Genomic DNA, 23,357 nt, shown 5'->3' with positions numbered 1-23,357 from the left:
GTATTGCTGCTGAACACTTTCCTACCAACATTTCCTAGATGCATGTGGAACACACAGCGAACGCAAGAACGCTGTGACCACCCCTCCAACCGGAGCTTCACATGCAGTCTCTCACCCTCCCCCGGCGCGCCAGCGTCAAGGGTCTCGGCAAGACCCTCAACATTGCCATCCCGGTCGCAATCGCGGCGCTTGCGGCGAGCGCCGCCTATGCCGGCGCTGACACGACCTTCACCCCTGCCCTCACGAAGTTCACCGACTTTCTGGAAGGCTCGGGCGGCAAGATCATCACGGTTCTCAGCCTCGCTGGCGGCCTGATCGGTCTGGCATCCGGGCGTTTTTCGCTCGGCCAGGTCGCCGTTCCGGTGGGTGTCGGCATCGGTGTCGGCACGGGTGTTCCGATCGTCACCTCGGTTGTGACCGCGGTCATCTGAGCGCGGCAAGGGAAGGCGGCGTCGCCATGGCAGACCCTTACATCATTCCTCGGCGGCTCGATGACCCGGAGCTTATCGGCTTCTGGACCATCGACGAGTTCGCGGGAATGCTGGCCCCCTTCACCTGGGGAATCCTCACCCAGCATATCTTTATCGGCATCATAGTCGCCTTCGGCGCCTGGTTCGCATTGCGAAAGGCAAAAGCAGGACGCGCCAGCTCCTGGGTAGCCCACGCCGCATACTGGTATCTGCCTGCAGGATTTCTGGGCCTCAAGGCAACGCCGCCTTCTCACTGCCGACTACTCGCCGGTTGAGGGGCACTTCCATGTATTCCGACATATCCCACGAACGGCAGCAATCGCTGCTGCGCCAGCGGAACCTCTTTGCGCTCACCAGTGCCGGCCTTGGCCTTGCACTGGTCGTCGCCGGGAGCCTTGCCGCCACCCGCGACCGCGAAGTGGTGCTGGTTCCGACCGTTCCCAAAGCGCTCACCGTGAGCAGTGCCGGGGTCGAGGCCGATTATCTCGAGCTCGTCACCCGCGATGCGGCCCTTGTTCTTCTCAATCGCAGTCCGGAAGGCCTCGATTACTGGATGAACGAGATCCTGAAGCTCGCTGATCCTGCAAGCTATGGCCGCCTCAAGGCCGAGCTCGTCCGGATCGTCGAAGAGCAGCGGGGCTCGGATGTCACCCAGGCATTCGTGATCCGGTCAATGACGGTCGATCCCAATGGCCTCACCTCGGATGTGACCGGCACGCTCAAGACCTTCGTCGGCGCGCAGGTGATTGCCAGTGACGAACGCCGCTTCCGTTTCAGCTGGACTTACCGCGGCCTGCGCCTCGCGCTCTCCGGGTTTGCGCAGCTCCCCCCACAGGACAAATCCAAGGAGGCCCAGTGATGGCTTACCGACCAGCGGCCCACGCACGGGTCCTACTTCTGAGCGCGGCCGCGCTGCTCGCCGTAGCAACTACCTCCGCCCATGCGGCCGACCAGTTCAAACAGGGCGCCGATGGCGCGGCGATCGAATGCAGCGTTTCAGCGCGCGAGCTGACCCGCTTCGCCTTGGTCGACGACCAGTTCGCCAGCGTCTCGAAGATCTCGACCGGCACTCCGTACAATGACTTTGCCGTGACGAACGAGCCGGTGCGCGGCGACATATACGTGTCCGTGCCCGAAACCTACGCGGCGCGGGCCATCAGCTTCTTCGCCACCACCAAAAGGGGTTTCGTCTACAAGGTTGCGTGCCGGGTCGAGCAGATCCCGGCAGCGCAGATCTTTGTGACCAACCCGGCGATCGCGAAAACCAAAGCCGCTGACTGGGAAAGCCAGACCCCGCTCGAGACAAGCGCCGTCCGGCTCATCCAGGCGATGGCCAATGACCGTTCGGTCGATGGCTTCGAGGTCCGCCAGGCTACCGCAATGCCCGCACGGGTCGGCGATCTCGAGCTCCAGCTCATCGCCGATTATCGCGGCGCCAGCCTCACTGGGAAGGTCGTCCGCATCCACAATCGCGGATTGAAGAGCGTGACGCTCGCCGAACGCGATCTCGCACCACGCGACACGCTCGCTGTCTCGATCACCGAGCCAAAGCTCGAACCCGGGGCCAGCACCACGGCCTTTGTTGTCGGCGCAAGCGGGGAGACCGGCCATGACTGATGCAACCCATACGCCAGGCACTGCCCCTTTGCAGGCCGAGAGCGCGGCTTCGTCCGAACTTTCCGGGCTCAACGCTCGCACCGCGCGCCGTCAGAAGCTGCTGCTGGGGGCGCTGGGAGCACTCGCCCTCATCGGCGGAAGCTGGTTCATCCTTGGCGGCGACGACAAGGACAAGACCGGCGATCCCAATGCGGCGCAGACGATCGACACGGCAGGCCTGGTCAACCGCGACCTGTCGCAGCGCGAGTTCGTCGCGACCTACGGCAACAGGCTCGATGCGGTCACCCGCGAGCAAAAGGCGCTGAAGGATGGGAGCATCCCGCGGACGGAGATCGAGGCGCAGCTGGCGGCTCTCAAGGCCGAGAACCAGGCCATGCGTGTCGATGGACAGGCTGCGATCGATGCTATCTCGGCAGAGAACGCCGAGCTCAAGACCCGGCTTGCCGCGCAGCCTGCATCACCGGCACCGGCTGTGCCGCCACCGGCTTATGGGCCGCAGGCAGGCGGCTATGACGCAAGGGCCCGGTCACCTCAAACCAGTACCGGCGCCGCAGCAGGCGATCCGCAGGGCGGCATGATCCCTTCGCCTGGCGAGGTGAAGCTGATGAGCTTCAGCTCCGACAAGGCAGCGACCAATGGCCTCCGTGTGGGCCGACCCGATGCGCCACCGGTCGTCGTCGAGGATTCGCCCGATTATCTGCCGCCCAACTCCTACGCTCCGGCACGAGTAATCGTCGGCGTCGATGCCTCGGCAGGTGTCGCCAGCCAGACCGATCCGCTGCCTGTGGTGCTTCGGATTACCGGCCCTGCTCGTTCGGTGATGCAGAACGGAAGGGTTCTGACCACCCGGATCCAGGGCTGCGTCGTCAACGGCGCGGCACGCGGGGATCTCAGCAGTGAGAAGGTCTATGTGAAGCTCGCCCGGATGACCTGCGATCAGCCTGGCGGCAGGGTTGCAGTGAGCGAGGTCAAAGGCTTCATCAGCTTCGCTGGCAAGTCCGGGGTCCGCGGCCGCGTCGTAAGCCGCGAAGGCAGCCTCGTCAGCCAGGCCCTGCTGGCCGGGATCGTCGGCGGCTTCGGGCGCGGCTTCTCGGCCAATGCCAACAGCGTCTTTTCCGGCGTCACGACCAACCCCGACGGCAGTCGCTCCAAGCTATCGGCGGGCGACATTCTCGGTGGCGGGCTTGGCCAAGGCGCCGCCGACGCTGCCGACACGGTCAGCAAATACCTGATCGAACGCGCCGAACAGTACCAACCCGTCGTCGAGATGCCGACCGGCATCGATGTCGAGATCGTGTTTCTCGACGGCGTCTACGTGAGGAACTCCCAATGATCGAAAATACTCTCCTCGAGCAGGACATTGGTCGGCGCCGCTGGTTGCGTGCCAGCGCCGGACTGACGGCGATCATCGCCGTGTCGGCCGCGACGGGATGGGGTGTGGCAAGCCTTGCAGCCCCTGCTGCCGCTCCGGACACGGCGAAAGTTCGAGATGCGCTCAAGCTGCGCCTGCCCAAGACGCCGATCGACGCGATCAACTGCAAGGGCCTTGGTGGCCTGTGCGAGGTCGCGTCCAAATCGACGCTCTTCTACGTCGACCGGGCCGCAAAGTATCTGGTGATCGGCCGGGTCTACGACATGGAAGCCCGTCAGGATCTGACGGCTGCCCGGTTGCTTGCCCTCAATCCGGACCTGCTGGCAGCAGGGGCAGCGCGGCGCAGCAATCCCGAGACGCAATCGGAAGGCGGTCCGAGCGCAGCCGCAGCTTCAGATCGAAACGCGGCACCGCGACATGTCCCGCTCGGCAATCTTCCCGCCAAAGGCGCGATCACCTGGGGGCCGGCCGATGGTCCGCGTGTCGTCGTCTTTTCGGACTTCCACTGCGGCTATTGCAAGAAGCTCGAGGCCGAATTGAAGGCGATCGGGGCGCGGGTTGAAGAGCGGCCGATCTCGATCTTCGGGGCCGAAAGCCGGCGCGATGCCGAACGGGTGCTGTGCTCGCCGCGGCCTAAGCTGGCGCTGCATATGGCCTATTCGGGTCTGGCGCTCGCCAATCCCAAACCCTGCGACACAAGCGGGCTCGATGCCAACGAGGCCTTCGCGCGCGCCCACGGCTTTGGCGGCACACCTGTGATCGTGCGCCCCGCCGATGGCGCTGTTCTCGAAGGCTTCCGGCCTGCCGCCGTGCTCCGGGACTTCCTGCGCGCTGGCCCCAACCGGGCCCCCACCCCTGCTCCCAAAGGATAGACCCATGCGTTTTCCGACACGTCTCCTTGCCTGCGCCTGTCTGGCCGGTCTTGCCAGTGGCTGCGCCACGTTCGGCACCAACGTCGAGGGCGATTTCACCTGCCGCGCGCCGAAGGGCGACTGCGCACCGGCTCACGTCATCGATGCCAAGGCGACGGACAATCTGTCGAACGGCACGCTGCTCCATGCTGACGCGCGGCAGAAGTCAGGCGTCGTGGATGCCGACACCAGCCGCACAGCGGAACGCACCTTGCGCGTCGTCTTCCCCGCTCATGTCGATGAAGCTGGAACGCTGCATGACGAAGCGGTCGCCTGGACCGTCGTCGAAAATCCGCGCTGGGCCACCGAGCTGCGCCGCAAGGCGGGCGAGGGCCAGGGCGGATCCCTGATGCGCCAGGTCCGTCGGCAGCTGAAGGCCGCTCAGAGAGCCCCAGCACCGGACGGCGCGGAGGGAGGCCCGAACGCACCTGACGAGGCGTCGCCCTTCTCGTCTGCACGCGACGACGCGGGTCAGGCTGGCGTCATCTCGGACGCCGATGCCCCCAGTCCCTTCAACGAAACTTCAGATGCCTCGCCGCTGGTCCTCCCCTCCACGGCGCGCGAGGCCGTTGCCGGTGCCAAGGCACCGGCGGTCGAGGGGTTCGACACGTCGCCTCCCCCGCGTGATCGAGCCCCTCGGCCTGAGGCGGGGCAGAGCGCTCCGCTGTTCCCGAGCGCAGCGGCGATTGAAGCCGCGAAAGCTGCAATCCGCCCGGCAGTCAGAACCGGCGAACAGCCCATCGTCAGCACCTCCCAGCCGAAGGAGCCCAAGTGATGGCCGAACAACTCAAGACCGTCGTCGATCGGCTGCTCAGTGGATTGCTGGGTGATGCCGAGCACGCCGACAGAGCCCGCCCGCAGCTCATGGTCGACATGCTCTCCGACTGGCTCCCCTACCGGGTCTACGATCCGGCAACCCGCCTTTACTTCAACGCACGCTCGAAGGGCTTTGTCCTTTCGGTTACGCCGCTGATCGGAGCCGACGAGCGCACCGGGGAAATCCTGGGACAGTTCTTCTCGGAAGGACTGCCAGCAGGCGCCTGCCTTCAGGTACTCCACCTTGCAAGCCCGCGCATCAGTAGGATCATCGCCCCGTGGTTCGCCCCACGATACATCCAGGGCGGCGTGTACGAGGCAATTGCCCGGCACCGGGCGCGGCGGCTCTATTCGCTCGTATGGGAGTCCGGCTCGCCGGACGCGCCCTTCCATGCGCGGCATCACCAGGTGATCGTCTCGGTCGGGGTGCCGACCTCCAAGTCGGTCAGCAATGAGGATCTCAAGCAGACCCGCGATGGCCTGGTGGCGATGCTCAAGTCGCTCAATCTCGGCGTGGTCGAAGTCGGGCCGGAAGCGCTCATCGCTGTCATCGATGATCTGACTTCGCCCACCACCGCTCCGCAGGACGATGCGGTGCCCTACAACCCGAATGATCCAATCGCATCCCAGGCGATCCGCCACGACATCGAACTGGTGGTGGCTGAAGACCGCATGCGGCTCGTCACCGAGCGTTTCCGTCCCACTGGCAAGGTCAATGACGGCGTGCCCGAGATCGGGACCGTCTATCCCGATGCCTTCGATGTCCGGCATTTTGCCGTACGCAACATGCCATCGCGCTGGGCCCCGTGGGAATGCGCGCGGCTGATCGGCGACCTGTTCACCGACAAGCTGCGCTTCCCCTGCCCCGCCGCCACCATGCTGTGTCTCGTCTATCCGGACCAGGAGGCTGCATCGGCGAAGGCCGGATTCAAGTTCATGCGGACGACCAGCCTCGCCGGGACCCGCAGCGCGCGGTTCCTGCCTCGGATCGGCGAACAGGCCGCCGAGTGGCAGCATGTTCAGGCCGAGCTCCAGGAAGGCCGCCGTCTCGTGCGGGTCTTCTACGGTGTCACGACCTATTCACCGCTGGGCCAGGGAGATCGCCACGAACGCGCGATCAAATCGATCTACAAGGCGGCGGGCTGGGACCTTACCGACGAGCGCTACCTCCAGATCCAGGGATTGCTCGCCGCGATGCCGCTCACCCTGGCTGACGGGCTCGGCACCGACATGGAGCGGCTGAAGCGGTTCAAGACTGTGTTGTCGACGACCGCAGCTAATATCGCGCCCATGCAGGGCGAGTATCTCGGCAGCGCCCACCCCCACCTGCTGTTCGTCGGGCGGCGCGGCCAGCCCTTCTTCTGGTCCCCGTTCGAGAACGAGGCCGGCAACCACAATGTCGCGATCTGCGGCAAGTCGGGATCGGGCAAGTCGGTGCTGCTCCAGGAGATGTGCGCCGCGCTGCGCGGTGCCGGCGCACAGGTTGTCGTGATCGACGATGGCCGCAGCTTCGAGCATTCGGTCAAGCTGCAGGGCGGCCGCTTTGTCGAGTTCACGATTGCAGCGGGCTTCTGCCTCAACCCGTTCTCGATGATCGATGCGACCCGCGCCGCCGAAGACGAGGACTACCGCCTCGACTGCTTCGGGATGATCAAGGCCATCGTCGGGCAAATGGCTCGCCACAGCGCGAAGCTGACGGATACCGAGCGCGGATTGATCGACCGGGCGGTCAACCTCGTCTGGGCGCAGCACGGCGCGGCTGCCACAGTTACGACTGTAGGCGAGATGCTGGCCAGTCTCGGCCATGACACTGCCGCTGATATCGCAACCGCGCTTGCCCCCTACATGGCGGGCGGAACTTACGGCGCCTTCTTCGAAGGCCAGGCAAGCCTCGACCTCGATGCGGACTTCACGGTCTTCGAGATGTCCGACCTTGCGAGCCGGGAGGATCTGCGCAGCGTCGTGCTCTCAGCCATCATGTTCATGACCAGCCAAGCCATGACGCGAAGCCCAAGGTCACTGCGCAAGCTTCTGCTGATCGATGAAGCCTGGTCGATGCTCAAGGGCGGTTCGATGGGTGAATTCGTCGAAACCTACGCCCGCACCTGCCGCAAGTATGGCGGCGCGCTGGCGACCGCTACCCAGTCGCTCAACGACTACTACAAGTCCGACGGGGCAACGGCGGCGCTCGAGAACAGCGACTGGATGCTGATCCTGCAGCAGAAGCCGGAGACGATCGCCGATTTCAAGGCGAGCAAGCGCCTCGATATGGACGATCGCACCGAGACGCTGATCCGCAGTCTCAAGCGCTCCGGGAGCGACTATTCCGAGGTGTTCATCAAGGGGCCGGAGACCGAGGCGATCGGGCGGCTCGTGCTCGATGACTATTCGGCAACGCTCTTCTCGAGTTCGCCCCAAACCTTCGCCGCCATCGATGCCGAGATCGCGCGCGGGCACCAGCTCGCCGATGCCATCGAGCGCATCGCTCATCCCAACCGCTGACACCCCATCACCAAAGGATCCCTATCTCCATGCCTCTCCATCTCGTCACCCCGTTCGACCGGACCGACCCGTCCGAAGACGAACAGCCCGTCAGCCCGCAGGTGCAGACCTTGCGCTCGCGCATGGCCGATGGCTGCTACATCCTGCTTCGCGGCTGCCTGTTTCTCGGCTCATCCTACCTGATGGCGCTGGGTCTGCCGCTGCTGTTCTTCCTGCTGTTGTCAGGCGGCAGTCCCGATGCCTTCTTCGCCCATGTCGCCAATCTCGGTGACCGCTTCCTGGCGGCCGACCTCGCACGGCGCGTGACATTCCTCGGCCAGTGCAAGTTCGTTCTGATCGGTCTCGCGACGCTCGTCGTCGTGTGGCGCATGCCGCGCTTCATCCGTGATCTCGACCGCGAACTTTCGGGAGAAAAGCTGTGAAGAACATTCTGGCAACATCAAGCCTGCGCGGGCGGCTTTCAGCGATCAATCTCACCACTGTCGTGGTCGGCGCCGGCATGATCGGTCAGGTGCTGTGGGGTGTCTGGGCGACGGACAAGCTGCTCACCCTGGAAAAACGCGAGGTCGTCACGGTCCAGCTGAGTCGGATCATGGGCGACTTCATCGAAGCCGAAGCACGTGCCGGTCGGCCGCCTGAAGAAACCAGACTGCGCGTCCAGGCCTACCTCAAGGCCGTGGAAGCCTCGGTGCAGAAGCTCGGCCGCGAAGGCCGGACAGTTCTGGTTGCCGAAGCTGTGGTCGCCGGAAGCACGCCCGACCTGACGCAATCTGTGCGTGCCGACGTCGTGCGCCGCATGGGAGCCATTCCCAATGCAGCCCGCTGATCTCTTGATCCGCTCAGCTTTGGCGCGCCGGCTCGTGCTTTGGGGCGGGCTCGGTGCTGGGGCGCTGGCGCTCTCCTCGCTTGCCGCCTTTGCGCAGGGCCATGCATTCATGATCAACGTGAGTCCCAGCCTGCCCTACTGGGCCATCTGGGTCACCCGGGGGGCACCCGTGCACCGCGGGGACATCATCCTGTTCGACCCGCCCACCTCGCCTTTGTTATCCAAACATTTCGGGGCGAAGCCCAAGCCGTTCGGCAAGCGGGTGAGCGGTGTTCCGGGCGACATCATCACCGAGCAAAACCGCATCTACTTCGTCAACGGTGAGGCCGTAGCCAAGGCCAAGCTTGAGAGCCGCTTCGGCGAACCGCTGGCGCTTGGACCTACGGGGCGCGTGCCGCAAGGCTGCTATTTCGTCACCAGCGAACACAAGGATGGCTTCGACAGTCGCTATGCCGCGATCGGTTGGATCTGTGGACCGCGCATACTCGGGGTCGGGAGGCCAATCCTGTGAGGCTCCTCACTTTGCCCGTATGCGCCACTTCGCTGGCGCTGGCCATCGCACCACAGGCAATGGCTCGCGATTACGGCCAGCACGGCGCGGTATGGCCGGTCATCGAACCGGACCTGCTTCAGCAGATCCATGCGAGGCTCACCCAGCTTGAGAAGACCGGCGAAACGGCCCGTCTCAACGAAGAGCTGAAGCGGCGGACAATCGCCCGGGTCAACCGGCCAGAACCGGTCGCGGGCGTTACCCTCGCAGCGGCGCTGCGCAGCTGGCGCTTCGATCCGACGATCACCGCCCCGCGCGATATTGCCGACGACAAAGGCCGGGTCATCATTGCCGCAGGCACGCGGGTCAATCCGCTCGATACCGTGCCGCTCCGGGCTCCGCTCGTCTTTCTCGATGGGGACGACCCGGCACAGCTCGCCTGGGCCACCCGTCGCTATGCCAGCACCAAGGCAAAGCTCATCCTCGTGCGGGGTGCGCCGCTCGAACTCATGAAGGCCCGTCAGCGGCGCTTCTACTTCGATCAGGGCGGCACGCTGGTGAAACACTTCGGCATTCGCGCGGTGCCCACAACCGTCGAGCAGCAGGGCCGCGCGCTCCTCATCACCGAACAGCCCGTGCCTCCCAAGGAGCGTGCGCCGTCATGAGCAAGAAAAAACGCCTTCTTTCATGGCTTTGCGGAGCACTTCTGCTCACCAGCCTGAGCGTCGTGTCCATTGCTCCAGCCCAGGCTGCGGCCGGCCCCGGGCGCTGCACTGGCAAGTTCGTCAATCCGATCACGGACATCTGCTGGTCGTGCCTGTTTCCGATCTCGATCGGTGGCCTGAAGATCTGGCCGTCGAGCCGTCCCGATACCAGCAACCCGGCTCTCCCCGTTTGCCTCTGCGGTTTGCGGCCCGGCATCGCGATGGGGTTCTGGGAGCCGGTGCGGCTCGCCGATGTCAGCATGAAGCCATGGTGCTTCGTCAATCTCGGCGGGATGAAGCTCGATCCGGGGTTCGACATCGGCTTCAAGTCGATGGCGGGGCCATCGGCCGTCGGCGGCGCCACGCAGTACAACTCGCAGTGGCATGTCCACTGGTATGCCTATCCGCTGATCTACTGGATGGAGATCGTCGCCGATTTCCTGTGCCTCGAGTCCGGCTCGATCGACATCCTCTACATCACCGAGATTGATCCGCTGTGGCAGGACAGCGAGCTAACCGCGATCATCAATCCCGAGGCGGTCCTCTTCGCCAATCCCTTGGCGCTTGCCGCCTGTGCAGCGGACTGCGTGGCGGCAACGGCCAAGCTGCCGACCGATGAACTGTTCTGGTGCGCGGGCTGCCAGGGCACGATGTATCCGCTCAACGGCAATGTCTCGGCAACGATCGGCCATGTGCAGGCATCGCGGCTCGCGCTCGCTCGCTTCTCCTACAAGCTCCACCGCGAGCTCGTCGCCTGGGGGACGATGGGCAGCAAAGGGCTTTGCGGCAAGTACCTGATGCCGGTGATGCGCAAGCAGCAGTACCGCTTCCAGGCCACCAATCCCAATCCGCAGACCAAGGGCCGCTACGCCTGCGCAGCCCTCGGTGCCTCCACCACCTTCATGTCGGCAGGCCAGGTCTATCCCGCCATTGGCGAGGACATGGGCTACCTGGTCTGGCGCAAGCGGAATTGCTGCGCGCTATGAACAAACTTCCTCATCTTCTTGTAGTCGCATCGCTTTCTAGCCTTGCTGCTTTGGCTGGCGCCTCGGCGCAGACGGCCGAACCGGACCTTGATCTGGCCGCTATTCGGGCTCGGGCCAGTGCTGGTGCCCCCGATGCCGACGCGCTGTCTGCCAATGCCCGCGCCAGAGCCGAAGCCCTCGCGCGGGAAGCGAGGACCAGCTCCGACGAGGCCGAGGCGCACGCCCGCCGCTACAACCGTGAGGCTGCAGCGAACGCGAAGCCTGGTGAGGCCAGCACGTTCGATTTTGACCGGATGGTGGCCGATGCCGGCGCCATGACCAGCGAAGGCATGGGCGAGGCGCCGAGGTTCATCGCCTTTGCTTCACTATCGATGCCGCCTGCAGCGCTGCGTGCGATGATCGACGACGTGACCAAGGCTGGCGGTGTTGTTGCATTGCGCGGGCTGCCCGGCAACAGCGCCAAGGCTCTCACGGCGGCATTGGCCAAAGTTGCCAAGCCCGGCGAGCAGCTGGACGGCGTCGGTATCGACCCGCGGCTGTTCCGCGCCTTCGGGATCGAGGCGGTGCCCACCTACGTCGTCACCAGCAGCGACTTCGATCTGTGCGACGGGTTCGATTGCCGGACGCAGGTTCCGCCGCACGACCGGATGAGCGGCAATGTCAGCGCAGCTTACGCGCTCGAGACCTTCGCGCGCGGAGGCGGCCCCGGTGCTTTGCTCGCCGCCCAGCACCTCGCCCGTCTTGAAAGGCAGGTTCCATGAAACGATCGGTCCTCTCTCTCGCTGGCGTGGGCGCGCTTCTACTCACCCTCGTCGGCCCGCTCCACGCCCAAACCACAACCGATGCTGCCAAGGCCGACGGCAAGGCTTTCGGGCGGGACAAGGCAGCCTCGGCGCAAAGCGCGGCAACGACGAACCCGGATGCGAGCCGCATTCCCAATTTCGGCAGCACGCCAAGCCAGTCGAGTTACTTCGACGATCCTGACCGGATGAGCCGCGAAGCGGCGAGCCAGGCGACGACCAACACAGGCTACAAGGCCATGCGGGATTCGATGGATCGGCGCGCCCGGTTTGCGCCGCAGGATCTCGACGCAACGATCGCGCGCAGCAATGTGATCAGCGATGACCCGCTCGCCTATACGAGCGGAATGGCCATCGGCGGTTCACAAGGGCGGTGCGTGCCCTTGCCGCCGGCCAGCGGAACCGCGGCGCGCTACATGGCGACCTGCAATGTCGGCTATACGGCGACACAGGAAACGCGGACCTGCCCCGTGACGTTGACCGCGCGTGTCGAGCAGCGGCAGGTCTACGGCTACTATTGCGTAGGCGGCAGCGGGGTCGATCCGGCTTCGGTCTACAACTGCAACCGCTACCCCGCGCCGCAATGCACGGTCACGCAGTCCTATCCGATCAACCTGTGCGATCCTTATTTCGGGATCTACTGGGGCTGTAACTCGGGCGATCTCAGGGTCGATCTCGTCAGTTGCACGGCGCCGGTCGATGGCGCGACGCCCTACACGGTGACAGGCGAGAACGTCGTCACGACCACGCGCGATGAAAGCCAGTGTGCTGGTCTTGCGGCTGATACCTCGTGCCAGCAGGACACCGAGACATGCACGGACAGCGATCCCGTGACCCGCATCGTCGATGGCATCGCCGTGACGCAGCCTTGCTGGGCATGGAGCCGCAGTTACAGCTGCGCGCAGTTCACCGAGGCACAGGACTGTCAGACACTTGAGGCCACTCCGGGCTGCAAGCTCGTGCGCGAAGACTGCCTCGCGGGGGAGCCCTGCCGCACCTGGGAGCGGGTCTATGATTGCCCGGTTCCAGACCAGCCTGCAACGACCGGCCAGTTCATCTGCGACGGCGACGTCTACTGCATCGATGGCTCGTGCGAGACCATCCAGCGCGAGGCCAACGACGAGTTCAAGGACGCGGCCGTCGCCTTGAACGCGATGAACCAGGCGCGCCGCGAATTCGATCCAGACAACCTCACTCTGTTCAAGGGGACCCGAGAAAGCTGCTCGTCCAAGGTCTTCGGCGTGCTCAACTGCTGCAAGGGCAAGGGCTTCCCGCTTATCCCGGGCATCCAGCTGCTCGTGGCGCTGGGCTGCAGCCGCGAGGAGATGCTGCTGCATCAGAAGGATGCGCAGGGTCTGTGCGCCTACGTCGGCACCTATTGCTCGTCCTCGTTCCTTGGCGTGTGCCTGACCAAGCGCAAGGTCTACTGCTGCTTTGAATCCAAGCTTTCGCGGATCCTGCAGGAACAGGGCCGCCAGCAGCTGAACAAGCCCTGGGGCAAGCCGAAGACCGAGCAATGCCAGGGTTTCACCATCGACGAGTTTGCCCGGCTCGACCTCTCGAAAATGGACTTCAGCGAGGTCTACGCCGAGTTTACCGACGCCGCCCGCCTGCCTGACGAGCTGCAGGCAACTCAAGACATCCAACAGAAGATCGAGGACTACTATGCCCGCGCCCGCCAGTAAGGTCGCGTGGCGGCTGCTTGCCGCCTGCGCGATTGCCAATTCCGTTTGCCAGTTGTCTCCGGCGACCGCCCAGTCGGTCGCAAGCCGGACCGATGCGCCGCCCAGCGCACAATCGGCCGAGCGCCAAGATAGCTTCTATTGCGAGGAACGGCGGCTCGGATACTGGTTTTACTGCGAGCGGCCCAAGACGCCGGGCCAGAATTCGCCCTCGCCAGCACCTACGTCCAGCGCGACCAGCCAACTTGACGCGATCACGGCGACGTTGCGCGAACTGAAGGCCAAGGCGATCCTCGAGCCGACGCCAGCAAATGTGACGGCCTATATTCGGTTCCAGCGCGCCCAGCTCGACCGGGCATCGCTCTTCAGCGACGTCTGGCAGCGGGCGATCTGGCAGGATCCCGAGCTCGACTACACGCTGCAGCGCCCGGTCTCGACGCTTGGCAAGCGCCAGTGGCAGGATTCGCGAAGCGCGGAACGGAACGCCGCGATGGCCCAGCTTTCCGAGCGTTACGGGCTCTTCTACTTCTTCGCCCAGAGCTGCGGCGCTTGCGAAGTCATGTCGCCGATCGTGCAGAGCGTTGCCTCGACCTGGCATATCGCGGTGCGCGCGATTTCGACCGATGGCGGCCCGTCGCGGCATTTCCCGAACTACACGGTCGAGACCAACCAGCGCAGCCGCATGGGGCTCGAGCCCAAGATCACGCCAGCGGTCGTGCTCTGGGACGCGCGGACCGGCCGCCCCATTCCGATCGGCTACGGCGTCATGAGCGCCGACGAGCTTCAGGACCGGATTTACCTCCTCACATCGAAGGAAGCTGGACGTGACTACTAGGATGAAAAGAGCCGTCGCTGCGCTTCTTGCAGCCGCCCTCCCCTTCGCCCTCCCTCTGTCTGGCGCATCGGCCGACGTCGGCAGTTCGATGGACTCGTTTCTGAACGACGTCGGGGGCGCTGCCAACGTCAACGGACCGACCGCATTCCAGGGGCAATCTGCCGGCTATTACAGCCTCGGCAATGTCTGGACGCGGTTCCCGCAGAAGACCACCAACATCGCCAATCTACAGCTGCCGCGCGCCCGCGCCGGTTGCGGCGGCATCGACATCTTTGCCGGGTCCTTCAGCTTCATCAACGCGAGCGAGATCGTCGCGATGCTGAAGGCAGTCGCGAACAACGCTGTCGGTTTTGCCTTCAGCCTGGCGATCGACACGGTCTGCCCGGAATGCTCGAAGATCATGCAGGAGTTCAGCCAGAAGGCTCAGCTCATGAACAACCTCAACATCAACTCCTGCGAAATGGCGCAGGGTCTGGTGGGCGGGATCTGGCCGAAGGGCGACCTTGCCGACAAGGCGATCTGCGAAGCGATCGGCAACTCCGAAGGGATTTTCACCGACTATGCCGCGGCCAAGCATGGTTGCGGTACAAGGGGGCAGCGATCGAGCACGACCGCGCAAGGCTCGGGCAAGTATGACGACGTCAATCCCGGGGTGCCGCGAAACTACACCTGGACGATCCTCAAGAAGTCGGCGTTCTTCTCGCCAGGCGGCCGGTTCGACGAAGAGCTCGCCGAATATGCGATGACGCTGCTCGGCACGATAATATACGTGCCCCCAAAGGACGATGAGCCGGGCAAGTTCGTGCCAATCGTCGGCGAAGCCTCGTCCACCCTCGTGACTTCGCTGCTGGATGGCACGGCGAATGGCAATGTCCTCATTTTCGACTGCGACGAGCCGGAAAAGTGCCTCAACCCGGGCTTCAAGTCGCTGAGCCTGCCGGCATCGAAAGCGCTGCGGCCGCGCGTGGCTGCGCTCATCGGCGGTATGGTTCAGGCCATCCGGGACGACACCGCGATCAGCGAAGAGCAAAAGGAACTGCTGCAAGTCGCGTCTATCCCGCTCTACAAGATCCTGACCGTCCAGGCGGCCTATGGCCGGGGCATGCCGACCGACGACCGGGAGACCCTGGCCGAGATCGCCAGTGTCGACCTGTTGTTTGCCGTGCTCGACCGGATCGTGAGCGAGGCGGGCCGCTCGATGTCGAGCTTCATCGGGGCCGACGAAGCCAAGATCGCCATGTGGCAGAATCAGGTCAATGTCGTGCGTCAGGCGCTCGCTGACCGGCAGGCCAACACGCATCTCAAGGTCAATGCGGTGCTCCAGATCATCGAGAAGACGGCGTTCATCGAGAACGTGCTGGCCGCCTCGATGTCGCCCGGAATGGCCGCATCGCTGGACTGGTCGCGCGGCGTCCAGAGCCGCGCCCTTACCCACTGACCGGGCCAACCACATCAAGGCGGGACAACAGACATGGTCGAGATTTTCACGGTCGGTGGCGGGGACTATCTGGTCAACGTCTTCCAGGCGGTCGCCGCCTGGACCGGCAACGGGGGCTACAAGAGCCTGCTCCAGGTGGTGATGGTAATGGGGCTTGGCCTGTCCGCCCTGACCCTTGCGTTCAATCAGGACTGGCGCGCCTGGATCAACTGGTTCCTGGGCGCAACGCTCATCTACTCCTGCCTCATGGTGCCGCGGCTCGATGTCCATGTGACCGACCGGCTCAATCCGAGCCTTGCCCCGGCCAATGTCAGCAACGTGCCGTTGGGTCTTGCGTTGATGGCGAGCTTTACCAGCCAGGTCGGCGACTACCTGACGGGCTCGGCTGAAGTGGTGTTTGGCCTGCCCGGTGATCTCAACTATTCGAAAAACGGGATGATCTACGGCGCGCGGCTCTACGATGCGACCCGGTCCTTGCGGATTTCCGATCCGGAGTTTGCTGCCAATCTCGACGAGCACTTCCGGCAATGCGTGTTCTACGACGTTCTGCTCGGCCGCTACTCGATGAAGGAGCTCGCGGAAACCGGCGACATCTGGGCGACGATCGCGCCGGGAAGCCAGGCGCGCGCGCAGCGGTTCCTGACCCGGGATGCCGCTTCGGGCCAGGTGAGCTCGAACATCGTGACCTGCCGCGAGGCCTATGACACGCTCAATGCGCAGTGGGCTGGCCTCGTCGATGCGATGGGATCGGTGTTTGGCCGTCAACTTTACCCCAACCAGACGGCCGCGCTCGCCAAGGCGAAGCTCTTTGCCGACCTGCCGGTGGCCTATCAGTACCTGACCGGCGTCTCGGCCAACGCGACCGAAATCTTCAAGCAGACGCTGACTATCAATGCGATGAGCCAGGCCATGCATTCGATGTCCGGCACCAGCGGCGCGGGCAATGTCGACGTCTACGCCCAGACCCGCGCCGACATTCAGACCGAGCGGACCTATGGTTCGATTGCGAGCAACGCCATGAAGTGGGTCCCGCTCCTGAACGTCGTGCTGACCGTGCTGTTCTACGCCCTCTTCCCTGTGCTGTTCCCGCTGTTCTTGCTCCCCAAGACGGGACCTGTCGCACTTAAGGGCTATGTGACGGGCTTCTTCTATCTCGCTGCCTGGGGACCGCTGTTTGTGATCCTCCACATGATGCTGATGTACAAGGGCGCGGCTGACATGAGCGCGGTCACGGGCAGTAACGGCCTAAGCCTGGCGAGCTTTACCGGCATGGCCGACGTCAACAGCGACATCGGTCTGCTGGCAGGCTATCTCATCGCATCGGTGCCGTTCCTGGCAGGCGGTGTGGCCAAGGGCGCCATGGCGATTTCCCACCATGCCACGAGCTACCTCAACCCGAGCCAGAACGCGGCCGAGGAAGCTGCCCGGGAGGCAAGTACCGGCAACGTCTCGCTCGGCAACACCAGCTTCGAAAACTCGAGTGTCCTCACCCGCCAGTTCGCACAAGGCACGATCGCGCCGAGCTTCACCTATGGCGCGCCGCAGACGCGGACCTTCAGCGACACCGGGGCAATGACCACGAGCTTTCCGGACGGCAGCTACGACCAGATCCCGACATCCAGCTATCCTTTCACGCCGACGCTGGGCCAGGAGTTCACGGCGCGCCTTTCGACGATGGCATCGCAGGCCCGCGCCAATAGCGAGACCTATGCGAATGTCGCAACGGAATCGACGACCAGCGCGGTCACGAAGTTCCGCGAGCTCAGGGACCAGTTCAGCCGCGGCGCATCCTTCGAGAGCGCGACCGGCACCTCGAATTCCGACAGCATCCAGACCGCGTTCAGCGAGGTCGATCAGGCATCAACCAATCTGCAGCGGCAATTCGGGCTATCGCGCAGAGCGGCCGATGACATCACTGTTTCCTGGTTTCTAAATGGAGAGGCTGGCGCAAGTGCCGGCATTACCAATGGAGTGGCATCGGCGAATATCGGAGCCAAGGGTGGTCGTAACCAAGCATGGACCGACAGCGACATCGGCATCGCGTCCGAAGACCGTTCCCGGATCTTTGGGAGCCTGTCCCAGATGTCTGACAGCCGCAATTGGTCGAGCACCCGCGATGGTTTCGTTCGCTCAGTGAGCACCTCAAGCAGCTCGTCGATCACGAGCACCGCGAGCGGCATGAACGCATCTCTGACAGAAGCGCAGAGCTTCACTATCGAGGCTCGCCGAGCTGAGGAGCTCGCCAATCGCCTCGAAAGCCAGGCGTCTTTCTTCGAAGGAAACAGCGCCGCTGGCAGCCTCAATCTGTCGCAGGCCTACCGAGAATGGGGTCTCGCCGAGATCGAAAGCAACCGCGATTTTTATGGTAATGCGCGGTTCGACGATGTCACTTTCCAGCTCAGCCCTGAAGGCCAAGCATTGCAGGCAAAGTTCATTGAAAGCTATGCCGAGCAGCTTCGCGACGGAATCGACGATCGTCTCGTACTCGTCCCCGGACAGCCCGTATCTCGACCGGCTATCTCAAGCGCAGGCTCAGTGCGCGGCCGGGCACAAACCGGCGGCGGCGGGGCCGGTTCAGTGCCCCGCGTAGGTGCCGGCGATCTGCATGAAGAGGTGCAAAGGGCTCAGGGGGCCGGTCGCCAGAAAGTTTCCGGCTCTAGGGGGCGTCTGGACGCGATCACAAAGGGGGCACAAGGCGCGAGTGCGGAGGCTGCCGATGACGTCAAAGAATGGTAGGCGTCAGGCCCTCAGAAAGTCCCAATAAATCACGAAACCAGCGAAAAGGACCAGGATAAGAACGACGGTGATACTCAGGGTCCGAGACCACGGATCAGCCCAGGCTTTCTTGATCCGATACTGCATCAGACGATTCTCACGGATCGCCTGATCTATCTCGGAAAAGCCAGCAAACGCTTTTTCAGGTTTCCGGTTAGCCTCTTCGGTTTGATTGTCAGTCATGGCTGCACTCACTCTTAATTGGAGAGAACATACCAGAAACATGCGCAGCGCATAGTGCAATATCATCGTCATCGGCGGCACTCGCGAGCGGTCCGACCCAGTCCCCCTTCTTTGGTGCCAAAAGCAGCCAACTTGCTGTCGGCAAGATCACTGTGAATGAAAAAACCGGCGACAATAGTGATATGCCAGCCGATCACGATAGCTGAGAATGTTGTCCTCGACGGTAGATATCAGGCAGCTTTCCGTGCCGCCATTTGCGGGCCCTCGCAGCCCTCGTCCCACCATTTGCATATATCTGACAGGGCTGAACACGGGCCTAGAAATCAGGATCATGTCCGCCTTTGGCGCGTCGAACCCCGTTGTTAAGACGCTATGATTGCACAGGACCTTCAGCTCCCCGCTTTTGAAACGTCTGATGAAGTGCTGACGTGCCAATCGGTCCGTTTCCCCGCTCACTGCCGCAGCTGAACAGCCCGCCAGGTGGAGACGTGCGGCTAGATACTGGGCGTGCTTGACCGAGTTCGCAAAGAGGAGGATCGACGACGCGTCGCTTTTGAGGACGCATTCCAGAATGCGTTCGTTCCGATCGGGATCGTTGCCGATTTCCTCGATCAAGCTGTCTGGGAGCTCCCCATACTGATCGAAATATTTGATTTGCTCGGGTGTTAGGCTGATCTGCCGATTATACCGGATCGGTGAGTAATGCAGGGCGGAGAGGACGCGTCTACGGCGTAAACGCTCATACAAGGCTTCCTGGTCATGCGGCATCCAGCGCCGATCGAATCTCGCAGCCAGCCGTTGCGATTCATCGTCATCGCGGCCACGCCACGGAGTTGCGCTGAGTCCAATCACCGGGGGCTCGTTCTCACGCTCGCTTTCGCTGCCGGTCTGGACATCGAGCCATCGCAGCAACGAGCTATAACTTGGTGCAATTGCATGGTGGCATTCATCGATCACGACGACGCCCGGCTTTGCCAGCCACGAAAGGTGAGCAACCTCTAGACGCGCATTCAAAGTCTGGATGCTGGCCACGACTACAACAGGTTCATTGCCTTCGGGCGGAGCCGGATTGCTTTGTCCTCCCCATAGCCTGACAATTCGGAGGTCTTCGCCGGGCGTACCGACATTCACCCACAGCTGACGGAAGCATTGCACCGCTTGCTCGCACAGCTCGTCGGTCTGCGCCACCCATAAGGCAGTTCGCTTCTCGGAACTGTTCAGGACCAGTTTGACGACTGCTTCTGCGGCCACACGGGTCTTGCCACCGCCAGTTGGCAAGCTGACGACTGCACGGCGACGTCCTGATCTGGAATCCAACAGCTCCCTCAGGCCTTCCAGAATTTCGTCCTGATAATCATGTAGGTCGGGAAGATCTATCGGGCCGCTGATCGTGAGTTCAGGCTCGCGCCTGACGCTGGCACTGGCTGCGAACTCAGCGGGAAAACCCAGGTCAAGAACGAATAACCGGGCAGGCTCTCCGCCCCACCTTTGCGGGGGCGCCAACCCCTGCGCAGCCAAGCTGTCGGTCAGCTTGGCGAGAATACTTGGTCCGACAACAGCAAGCGCCAATCGCGCCCAGTCGAGGTTAGATATCCGGCTTCCTGCGGCCTGACGCGCCGGCGCAGGCAGGACAGCGATCAAAGCATCAGCCGAACCCCCGACTGCACAAAGTAGCCGCTCTTCGATGGTAGGCTGACTACGAACGTGAGCCCGAGCATCGTCAACGCGCGTGGTCGCCAGCCGATCCATGAGGCTTGGTACATCGGTGAGAAGCATTCCGTGGCGGTCGAGCATGGTCAGCACGGCCAAGATCCGGTCGTTCCAGTTCAAGCCTTCGAAACGCTCTCTGTCGAGCAGAAACAGGCCTGTCGCGTCACGGGCAATCACAGGGCGCCCTTCGATTGGGCCCGTGGTTTCAGAAAGACCCGCAACCCAAACCGCATCCGCTTTGCGCGCATGCGCGTTCGCCAGTTCCTTGTTGCCAATGATCTTTCCAAGCTCCGGGAAAATCTCGCGAAGCTTGAGAGGATCGCTCAACCGCTCGGAGAAATTGATCTCAGCTTTCTTCTCCAATGAGCGCGCACCGGCATTCATCCATGCCTGCAGCGCTGCGGGTCCGAGACACACGACGCGGCCATCTGCTGAAACCGCGTCAACAGCGACGGGATCATCTGTGACGTAGATTTGACTGAGTGGCATCGCGCCTTGCGAAGTCGGCACCATCTCGGGGACCTGCCCAAAGCTGGCACCGAGCTCCCAAGCCGGCACTAATTCCCGAAAATCGCCTTCGTAAGAGGCAAGGATTGCGAATAGGTTCGGCCAAAATATCGAAGCTGTCGCGCTATCCATTTCGGTCTTGTTGAAACCGATTTTCAGATCAACGGGGACGTCCAGCCACTCGTAGAACGCAGCAGTAGCCGCTGCCGCAGGGCCGCCGGCCAAGGATAAGACCGCAGAAAGCTCGCGGGAAATCAGCTTCAATGGATAAACGGTTTGTCCGATCTGAATTCGGCCAAATTCGTTCAGCCAATACAGAAACGGATGTCGCGAAGAGAGTTTCGGATAGCTTTCCGAGCGTGTAGTATGGGCATAGGTGATTGTGCTCGCAAAGAGACGTTCGTCCCTTGCGCATTCAATTAGCTGGAGCGTCAACTCGGCTGCCAAGCGCCCGTCGAGGGATGGGAGCAGTCTCCATCCCAATGGCATTTCGATTCCTCGCCAAGATTCCAGCTCAAGGATATCCAGCAAATGATGCCTGGGATTGCCGGGCATCTTCCGCCAACCGGCAGACTTTACGGCGGCAAAAAACGGCGCCATTCGCTTGGCGAGAGGCTCGGTCCAGTCCGTGACGGTCACTGTTTGAGATGACGGGAACCTCTCCCGCAAGTGCCCTGGTATCCGTGGCCAGTGCCCCGCGTGCCACTGCTGGTCCAACTGCAGAAGCCCCGGAGCGGCTTGGCGCTCCTGCTCTCCGAGAAGAAGCAATTCGCCACGAGGCACGAAGGAGCCGGCCAGATTGCGCAGGCAGATCTCTTCGTCGCCATGGATATCGAAGAACTCCTCGACTGCGTCGTTGGGGGCAGCCTCGATGTTCAGCCAGAAATTTTCCCAACTGTTGTCATCCTCGGCCCTCGAGAATGCGCTGCTAAGCAAGTCCTCCCAATCTGCATCGGCCATTGAACTGACGCCGAGGTGACGCGTCAGGACATCTCGAGATTTAGGATTGGATGCGACAGCTGGCAGCACTGGAGCCCGTCCCGCTGGCGCTTCAGATGGCGTCGCGATGATTGCCCTGCTCGGACTTACCAAGCCGTCACGCAGGCTCGGGACTACGACTGGATCATGAAGTTGCCAATTGTTCAGCTGGCGTGCTTCGAAGAGATCACCTACGAACGCGAAGAAAGCGGTCGCGCCATCCACGTCTTCGCGAGCTATCAGCTCCAGCCAGCTCTTCTTGCTCACCTGCTGCAGCGCGGCCATGCCCCGGTTCAGCTTCAGACGCTCCATTCCCGTCAGGCGCTCGGCAAGTTCTCGCTGAAGCGCCTCCAGCCGCGAAGCACGAGGTTTGCTCGAATAACAACTGGGATGGACCAGGTTGGCATGGCAATTAGGGCCTGCCAGCGCGACCCAGCGCTCGACCACTTCGACTTCCTCTATCGGATGGCGATAGAGGTCACGCGCAGTTTTCAGTTGCCCTGATGTATCCGGAATGATTTCCAGATTAACAAGCTTTTCCCAAAGTGCCTCGACTAGGGGAACCGCTGGATCGTTTTGGCGATCTGGTTTGCGTGGGAGCGCCGAGATCGGTGCCCCAGGATCCTCTTCCGTGGCCAAGTAGCCTATATTCGCCGCAATGAGATCAGCGGCTGCCAGCATTAGGCACTCATTCCATGGGCCGGGTATAATGTTGGTCCGGTCGCTGTTGAGCTTCCAGGGAGCATTCAATATCCCACTCGCCAAGGTAGGCGTGTTTGTCGGGAAAAATGCCCAAAACCGGCCCTGGCTTTCCCGCGCTCCTAGAGGGACAGCCCACGCCAATGGCACCTTGTCGCGAGCCTGAAGGTGCTGAGCGTCGGACAATGCATCAGGATCGGGGATTGCTACGGTCTCGTTGAAGACCCGCCAGCGCTCGTCCTTTGTACCGTCGGAAGTGACGATTTCGTCATTCTCGCGCCGTTTGCTGATGTTTCGGACTTTGCCAAACCCGAATTCGAGGGTCAGTTCAACATCTGCGCCGAGGAAGAGAACGAACTCCTGCGGGAAGTCTTCCATTTCCTTGGTCAGGCGCTCGTACGCTTTTTCATCTGTAATGGTCGCCGACACCACAGTCGTCGCCCAAGCGAAATCGCCGTACTTCCAGAGAGGGCTATCCTCAGCGTTTGGATCGAGAACCTGCGCCAGTCGCATGCCTGGAGCGCGGGCATTGGCTGGCAATCCCAGATGTTCTCGGATCTTCGCTCGGCACCAATCCGGATCAAACCGAAGCCCGATCGAACGGCTGACAATATCAACGATTCCGCCAAGTTTCAGTAGTGATTTGAAGCCGATACCGAACCGGCCGATCTGCCCCGCCCGCTTGGCCGAGCTTCGAGCATTCAACAGTGCGACGATGCCGTCTTGGTCCAACGGCGCCCCGGTGTTGGCCGCCAATAGCCGTGAAGGTTCCAAACGAACATGAATGCGCCCGGATGCCTCCCCTGACTCTTGAATGGCATCGGCTGCGTTCTGAACGAGCTCGAACAGTTGGCGATAGGCATAACCGCCGGAAAGGACCTCAATTTCCGTTTCAAAATGTTCATTCGCATCGCGAGGCTGCGCTTCATAGGCACGCAGCCGTCGGTTACATTCATCATCTACAAAATCGGCAAGCTTCGATCGATCGCAATCCAACACAGACCCACCCCTCGGCCACTGTTCATAACAATGCAGCAAAAAATTCTATCTCACACC

The 23,357-nt window shown here is 62.7% G+C and carries 20 protein-coding genes; 18 read left to right on the top strand and 2 right to left on the bottom strand.

Annotation, left to right across the window (positions count from 1 at the left end):
* Positions 1–101: 101 nt before the first annotated feature.
* From Q4610_RS08695 to Q4610_RS08610, 18 genes are read left to right on the top strand one after another with little or no spacing between them, the layout of a single operon-like run.
* Positions 102–431: a hypothetical protein gene (locus tag Q4610_RS08695; protein WP_011445803.1), complete on the top strand. Its 330-nt coding sequence runs from the start codon at positions 102–104 to the stop codon at positions 429–431.
* A gap of 26 nt (positions 432–457) precedes the next feature.
* A complete protein-coding gene (gene traL, locus Q4610_RS08690; protein ID WP_020819170.1) occupies positions 458–745 on the top strand; it encodes a type IV conjugative transfer system protein TraL in 288 nt (95 codons plus the stop codon).
* An 11-nt stretch (positions 746–756) separates the two neighbouring features.
* On the top strand, positions 757–1,329 hold the full coding sequence (locus Q4610_RS08685; protein WP_066554251.1) for a type IV conjugative transfer system protein TraE: 573 nt from the start codon (positions 757–759) through the stop codon (positions 1,327–1,329).
* The gene (locus Q4610_RS08680; protein ID WP_304535611.1) at positions 1,329–2,087 is read left to right on the top strand and encodes a type-F conjugative transfer system secretin TraK; all 759 of its coding nucleotides are present in this window, start codon (positions 1,329–1,331) and stop codon (positions 2,085–2,087) included. Before Q4610_RS08685 ends, Q4610_RS08680 begins: the two co-directional genes overlap by 1 nt.
* Positions 2,080–3,420, top strand: a complete 1,341-nt coding sequence (locus Q4610_RS08675; protein ID WP_304535610.1) for a TraB/VirB10 family protein — start codon at positions 2,080–2,082, stop codon at positions 3,418–3,420. Before Q4610_RS08680 ends, Q4610_RS08675 begins: the two co-directional genes overlap by 8 nt.
* On the top strand, positions 3,417–4,331 hold the full coding sequence (locus Q4610_RS08670) for a DsbC family protein (protein ID WP_304535609.1): 915 nt from the start codon (positions 3,417–3,419) through the stop codon (positions 4,329–4,331). The genes Q4610_RS08675 and Q4610_RS08670 overlap by 4 nt, the downstream gene beginning before the upstream one ends.
* A gap of 4 nt (positions 4,332–4,335) precedes the next feature.
* Entirely contained in the window at positions 4,336–5,145 is an 810-nt protein-coding gene (locus Q4610_RS08665) for a conjugal transfer protein TraV (protein ID WP_304535608.1), read from the top strand.
* Entirely contained in the window at positions 5,145–7,688 is a 2,544-nt protein-coding gene (gene traC, locus Q4610_RS08660; protein ID WP_304535607.1) for a type IV secretion system protein TraC, read from the top strand. The genes Q4610_RS08665 and traC overlap by 1 nt, the downstream gene beginning before the upstream one ends.
* 29 nt (positions 7,689–7,717) lie before the next feature.
* Positions 7,718–8,110 carry a hypothetical protein gene (locus Q4610_RS08655; RefSeq protein WP_291548993.1) on the top strand — a complete coding sequence of 131 codons (393 nt, stop codon included), beginning with the start codon at positions 7,718–7,720 and terminating at the stop codon, positions 8,108–8,110.
* Positions 8,107–8,514, top strand: a complete 408-nt coding sequence (locus Q4610_RS08650; protein ID WP_304535606.1) for a type-F conjugative transfer system protein TrbI — start codon at positions 8,107–8,109, stop codon at positions 8,512–8,514. The genes Q4610_RS08655 and Q4610_RS08650 overlap by 4 nt, the downstream gene beginning before the upstream one ends.
* Positions 8,501–9,025: a S26 family signal peptidase gene (locus tag Q4610_RS08645; protein WP_304535605.1), complete on the top strand. Its 525-nt coding sequence runs from the start codon at positions 8,501–8,503 to the stop codon at positions 9,023–9,025. The genes Q4610_RS08650 and Q4610_RS08645 overlap by 14 nt, the downstream gene beginning before the upstream one ends.
* Positions 9,022–9,669: a type-F conjugative transfer system protein TraW gene (gene traW, locus Q4610_RS08640; RefSeq protein WP_304535604.1), complete on the top strand. Its 648-nt coding sequence runs from the start codon at positions 9,022–9,024 to the stop codon at positions 9,667–9,669. The genes Q4610_RS08645 and traW overlap by 4 nt, the downstream gene beginning before the upstream one ends.
* Complete coding sequence (gene traU / locus Q4610_RS08635; RefSeq protein WP_304535603.1) at positions 9,666–10,694, top strand: conjugal transfer pilus assembly protein TraU; 1,029 nt, start codon at positions 9,666–9,668, stop codon at positions 10,692–10,694. Before traW ends, traU begins: the two co-directional genes overlap by 4 nt.
* Positions 10,691–11,455, top strand: coding sequence for a type-F conjugative transfer system pilin assembly protein TrbC (trbC, locus tag Q4610_RS08630; protein WP_304535602.1), 765 nt, complete (start codon positions 10,691–10,693; stop codon positions 11,453–11,455). The genes traU and trbC overlap by 4 nt, the downstream gene beginning before the upstream one ends.
* A complete protein-coding gene (locus Q4610_RS08625; RefSeq protein ID WP_304535601.1) occupies positions 11,452–13,179 on the top strand; it encodes a conjugal transfer protein TraN in 1,728 nt (575 codons plus the stop codon). Before trbC ends, Q4610_RS08625 begins: the two co-directional genes overlap by 4 nt.
* Positions 13,160–14,011, top strand: a complete 852-nt coding sequence (locus tag Q4610_RS08620) for a conjugal transfer protein TraF (protein WP_030089663.1) — start codon at positions 13,160–13,162, stop codon at positions 14,009–14,011. Before Q4610_RS08625 ends, Q4610_RS08620 begins: the two co-directional genes overlap by 20 nt.
* Position 14,012: 1 nt before the next feature.
* Positions 14,013–15,449, top strand: coding sequence for a conjugal transfer protein TraH (locus Q4610_RS08615; protein ID WP_030089662.1), 1,437 nt, complete (start codon positions 14,013–14,015; stop codon positions 15,447–15,449).
* Between the two features lie 33 nt (positions 15,450–15,482).
* Complete coding sequence (locus Q4610_RS08610) at positions 15,483–18,185, top strand: conjugal transfer protein TraG N-terminal domain-containing protein (RefSeq protein WP_304535600.1); 2,703 nt, start codon at positions 15,483–15,485, stop codon at positions 18,183–18,185.
* Positions 18,186–18,188: 3 nt separating this feature from the next.
* Here the strand turns inward: Q4610_RS08610 and Q4610_RS08605 are convergent, their stop codons facing one another.
* Complete coding sequence (locus Q4610_RS08605; RefSeq protein ID WP_030089660.1) at positions 18,189–18,407, bottom strand: hypothetical protein; 219 nt, start codon at positions 18,405–18,407, stop codon at positions 18,189–18,191.
* A gap of 147 nt (positions 18,408–18,554) precedes the next feature.
* On the bottom strand, positions 18,555–23,300 hold the full coding sequence (locus Q4610_RS08600) for a DEAD/DEAH box helicase (protein WP_304535599.1): 4,746 nt from the start codon (positions 23,298–23,300) through the stop codon (positions 18,555–18,557).
* Between the last annotated feature and the right edge of the window lie 57 nt (positions 23,301–23,357).

The sequence above is a fragment of the Sphingobium cyanobacteriorum genome, from assembly GCF_030580935.1.
GTDB classification, from domain to species: Bacteria; Pseudomonadota; Alphaproteobacteria; order Sphingomonadales; family Sphingomonadaceae; genus Sphingobium; species Sphingobium cyanobacteriorum.
Note: the sequence above shows the minus strand (reverse complement) of the source record. Positions and strands in the feature narration are given on the sequence as shown.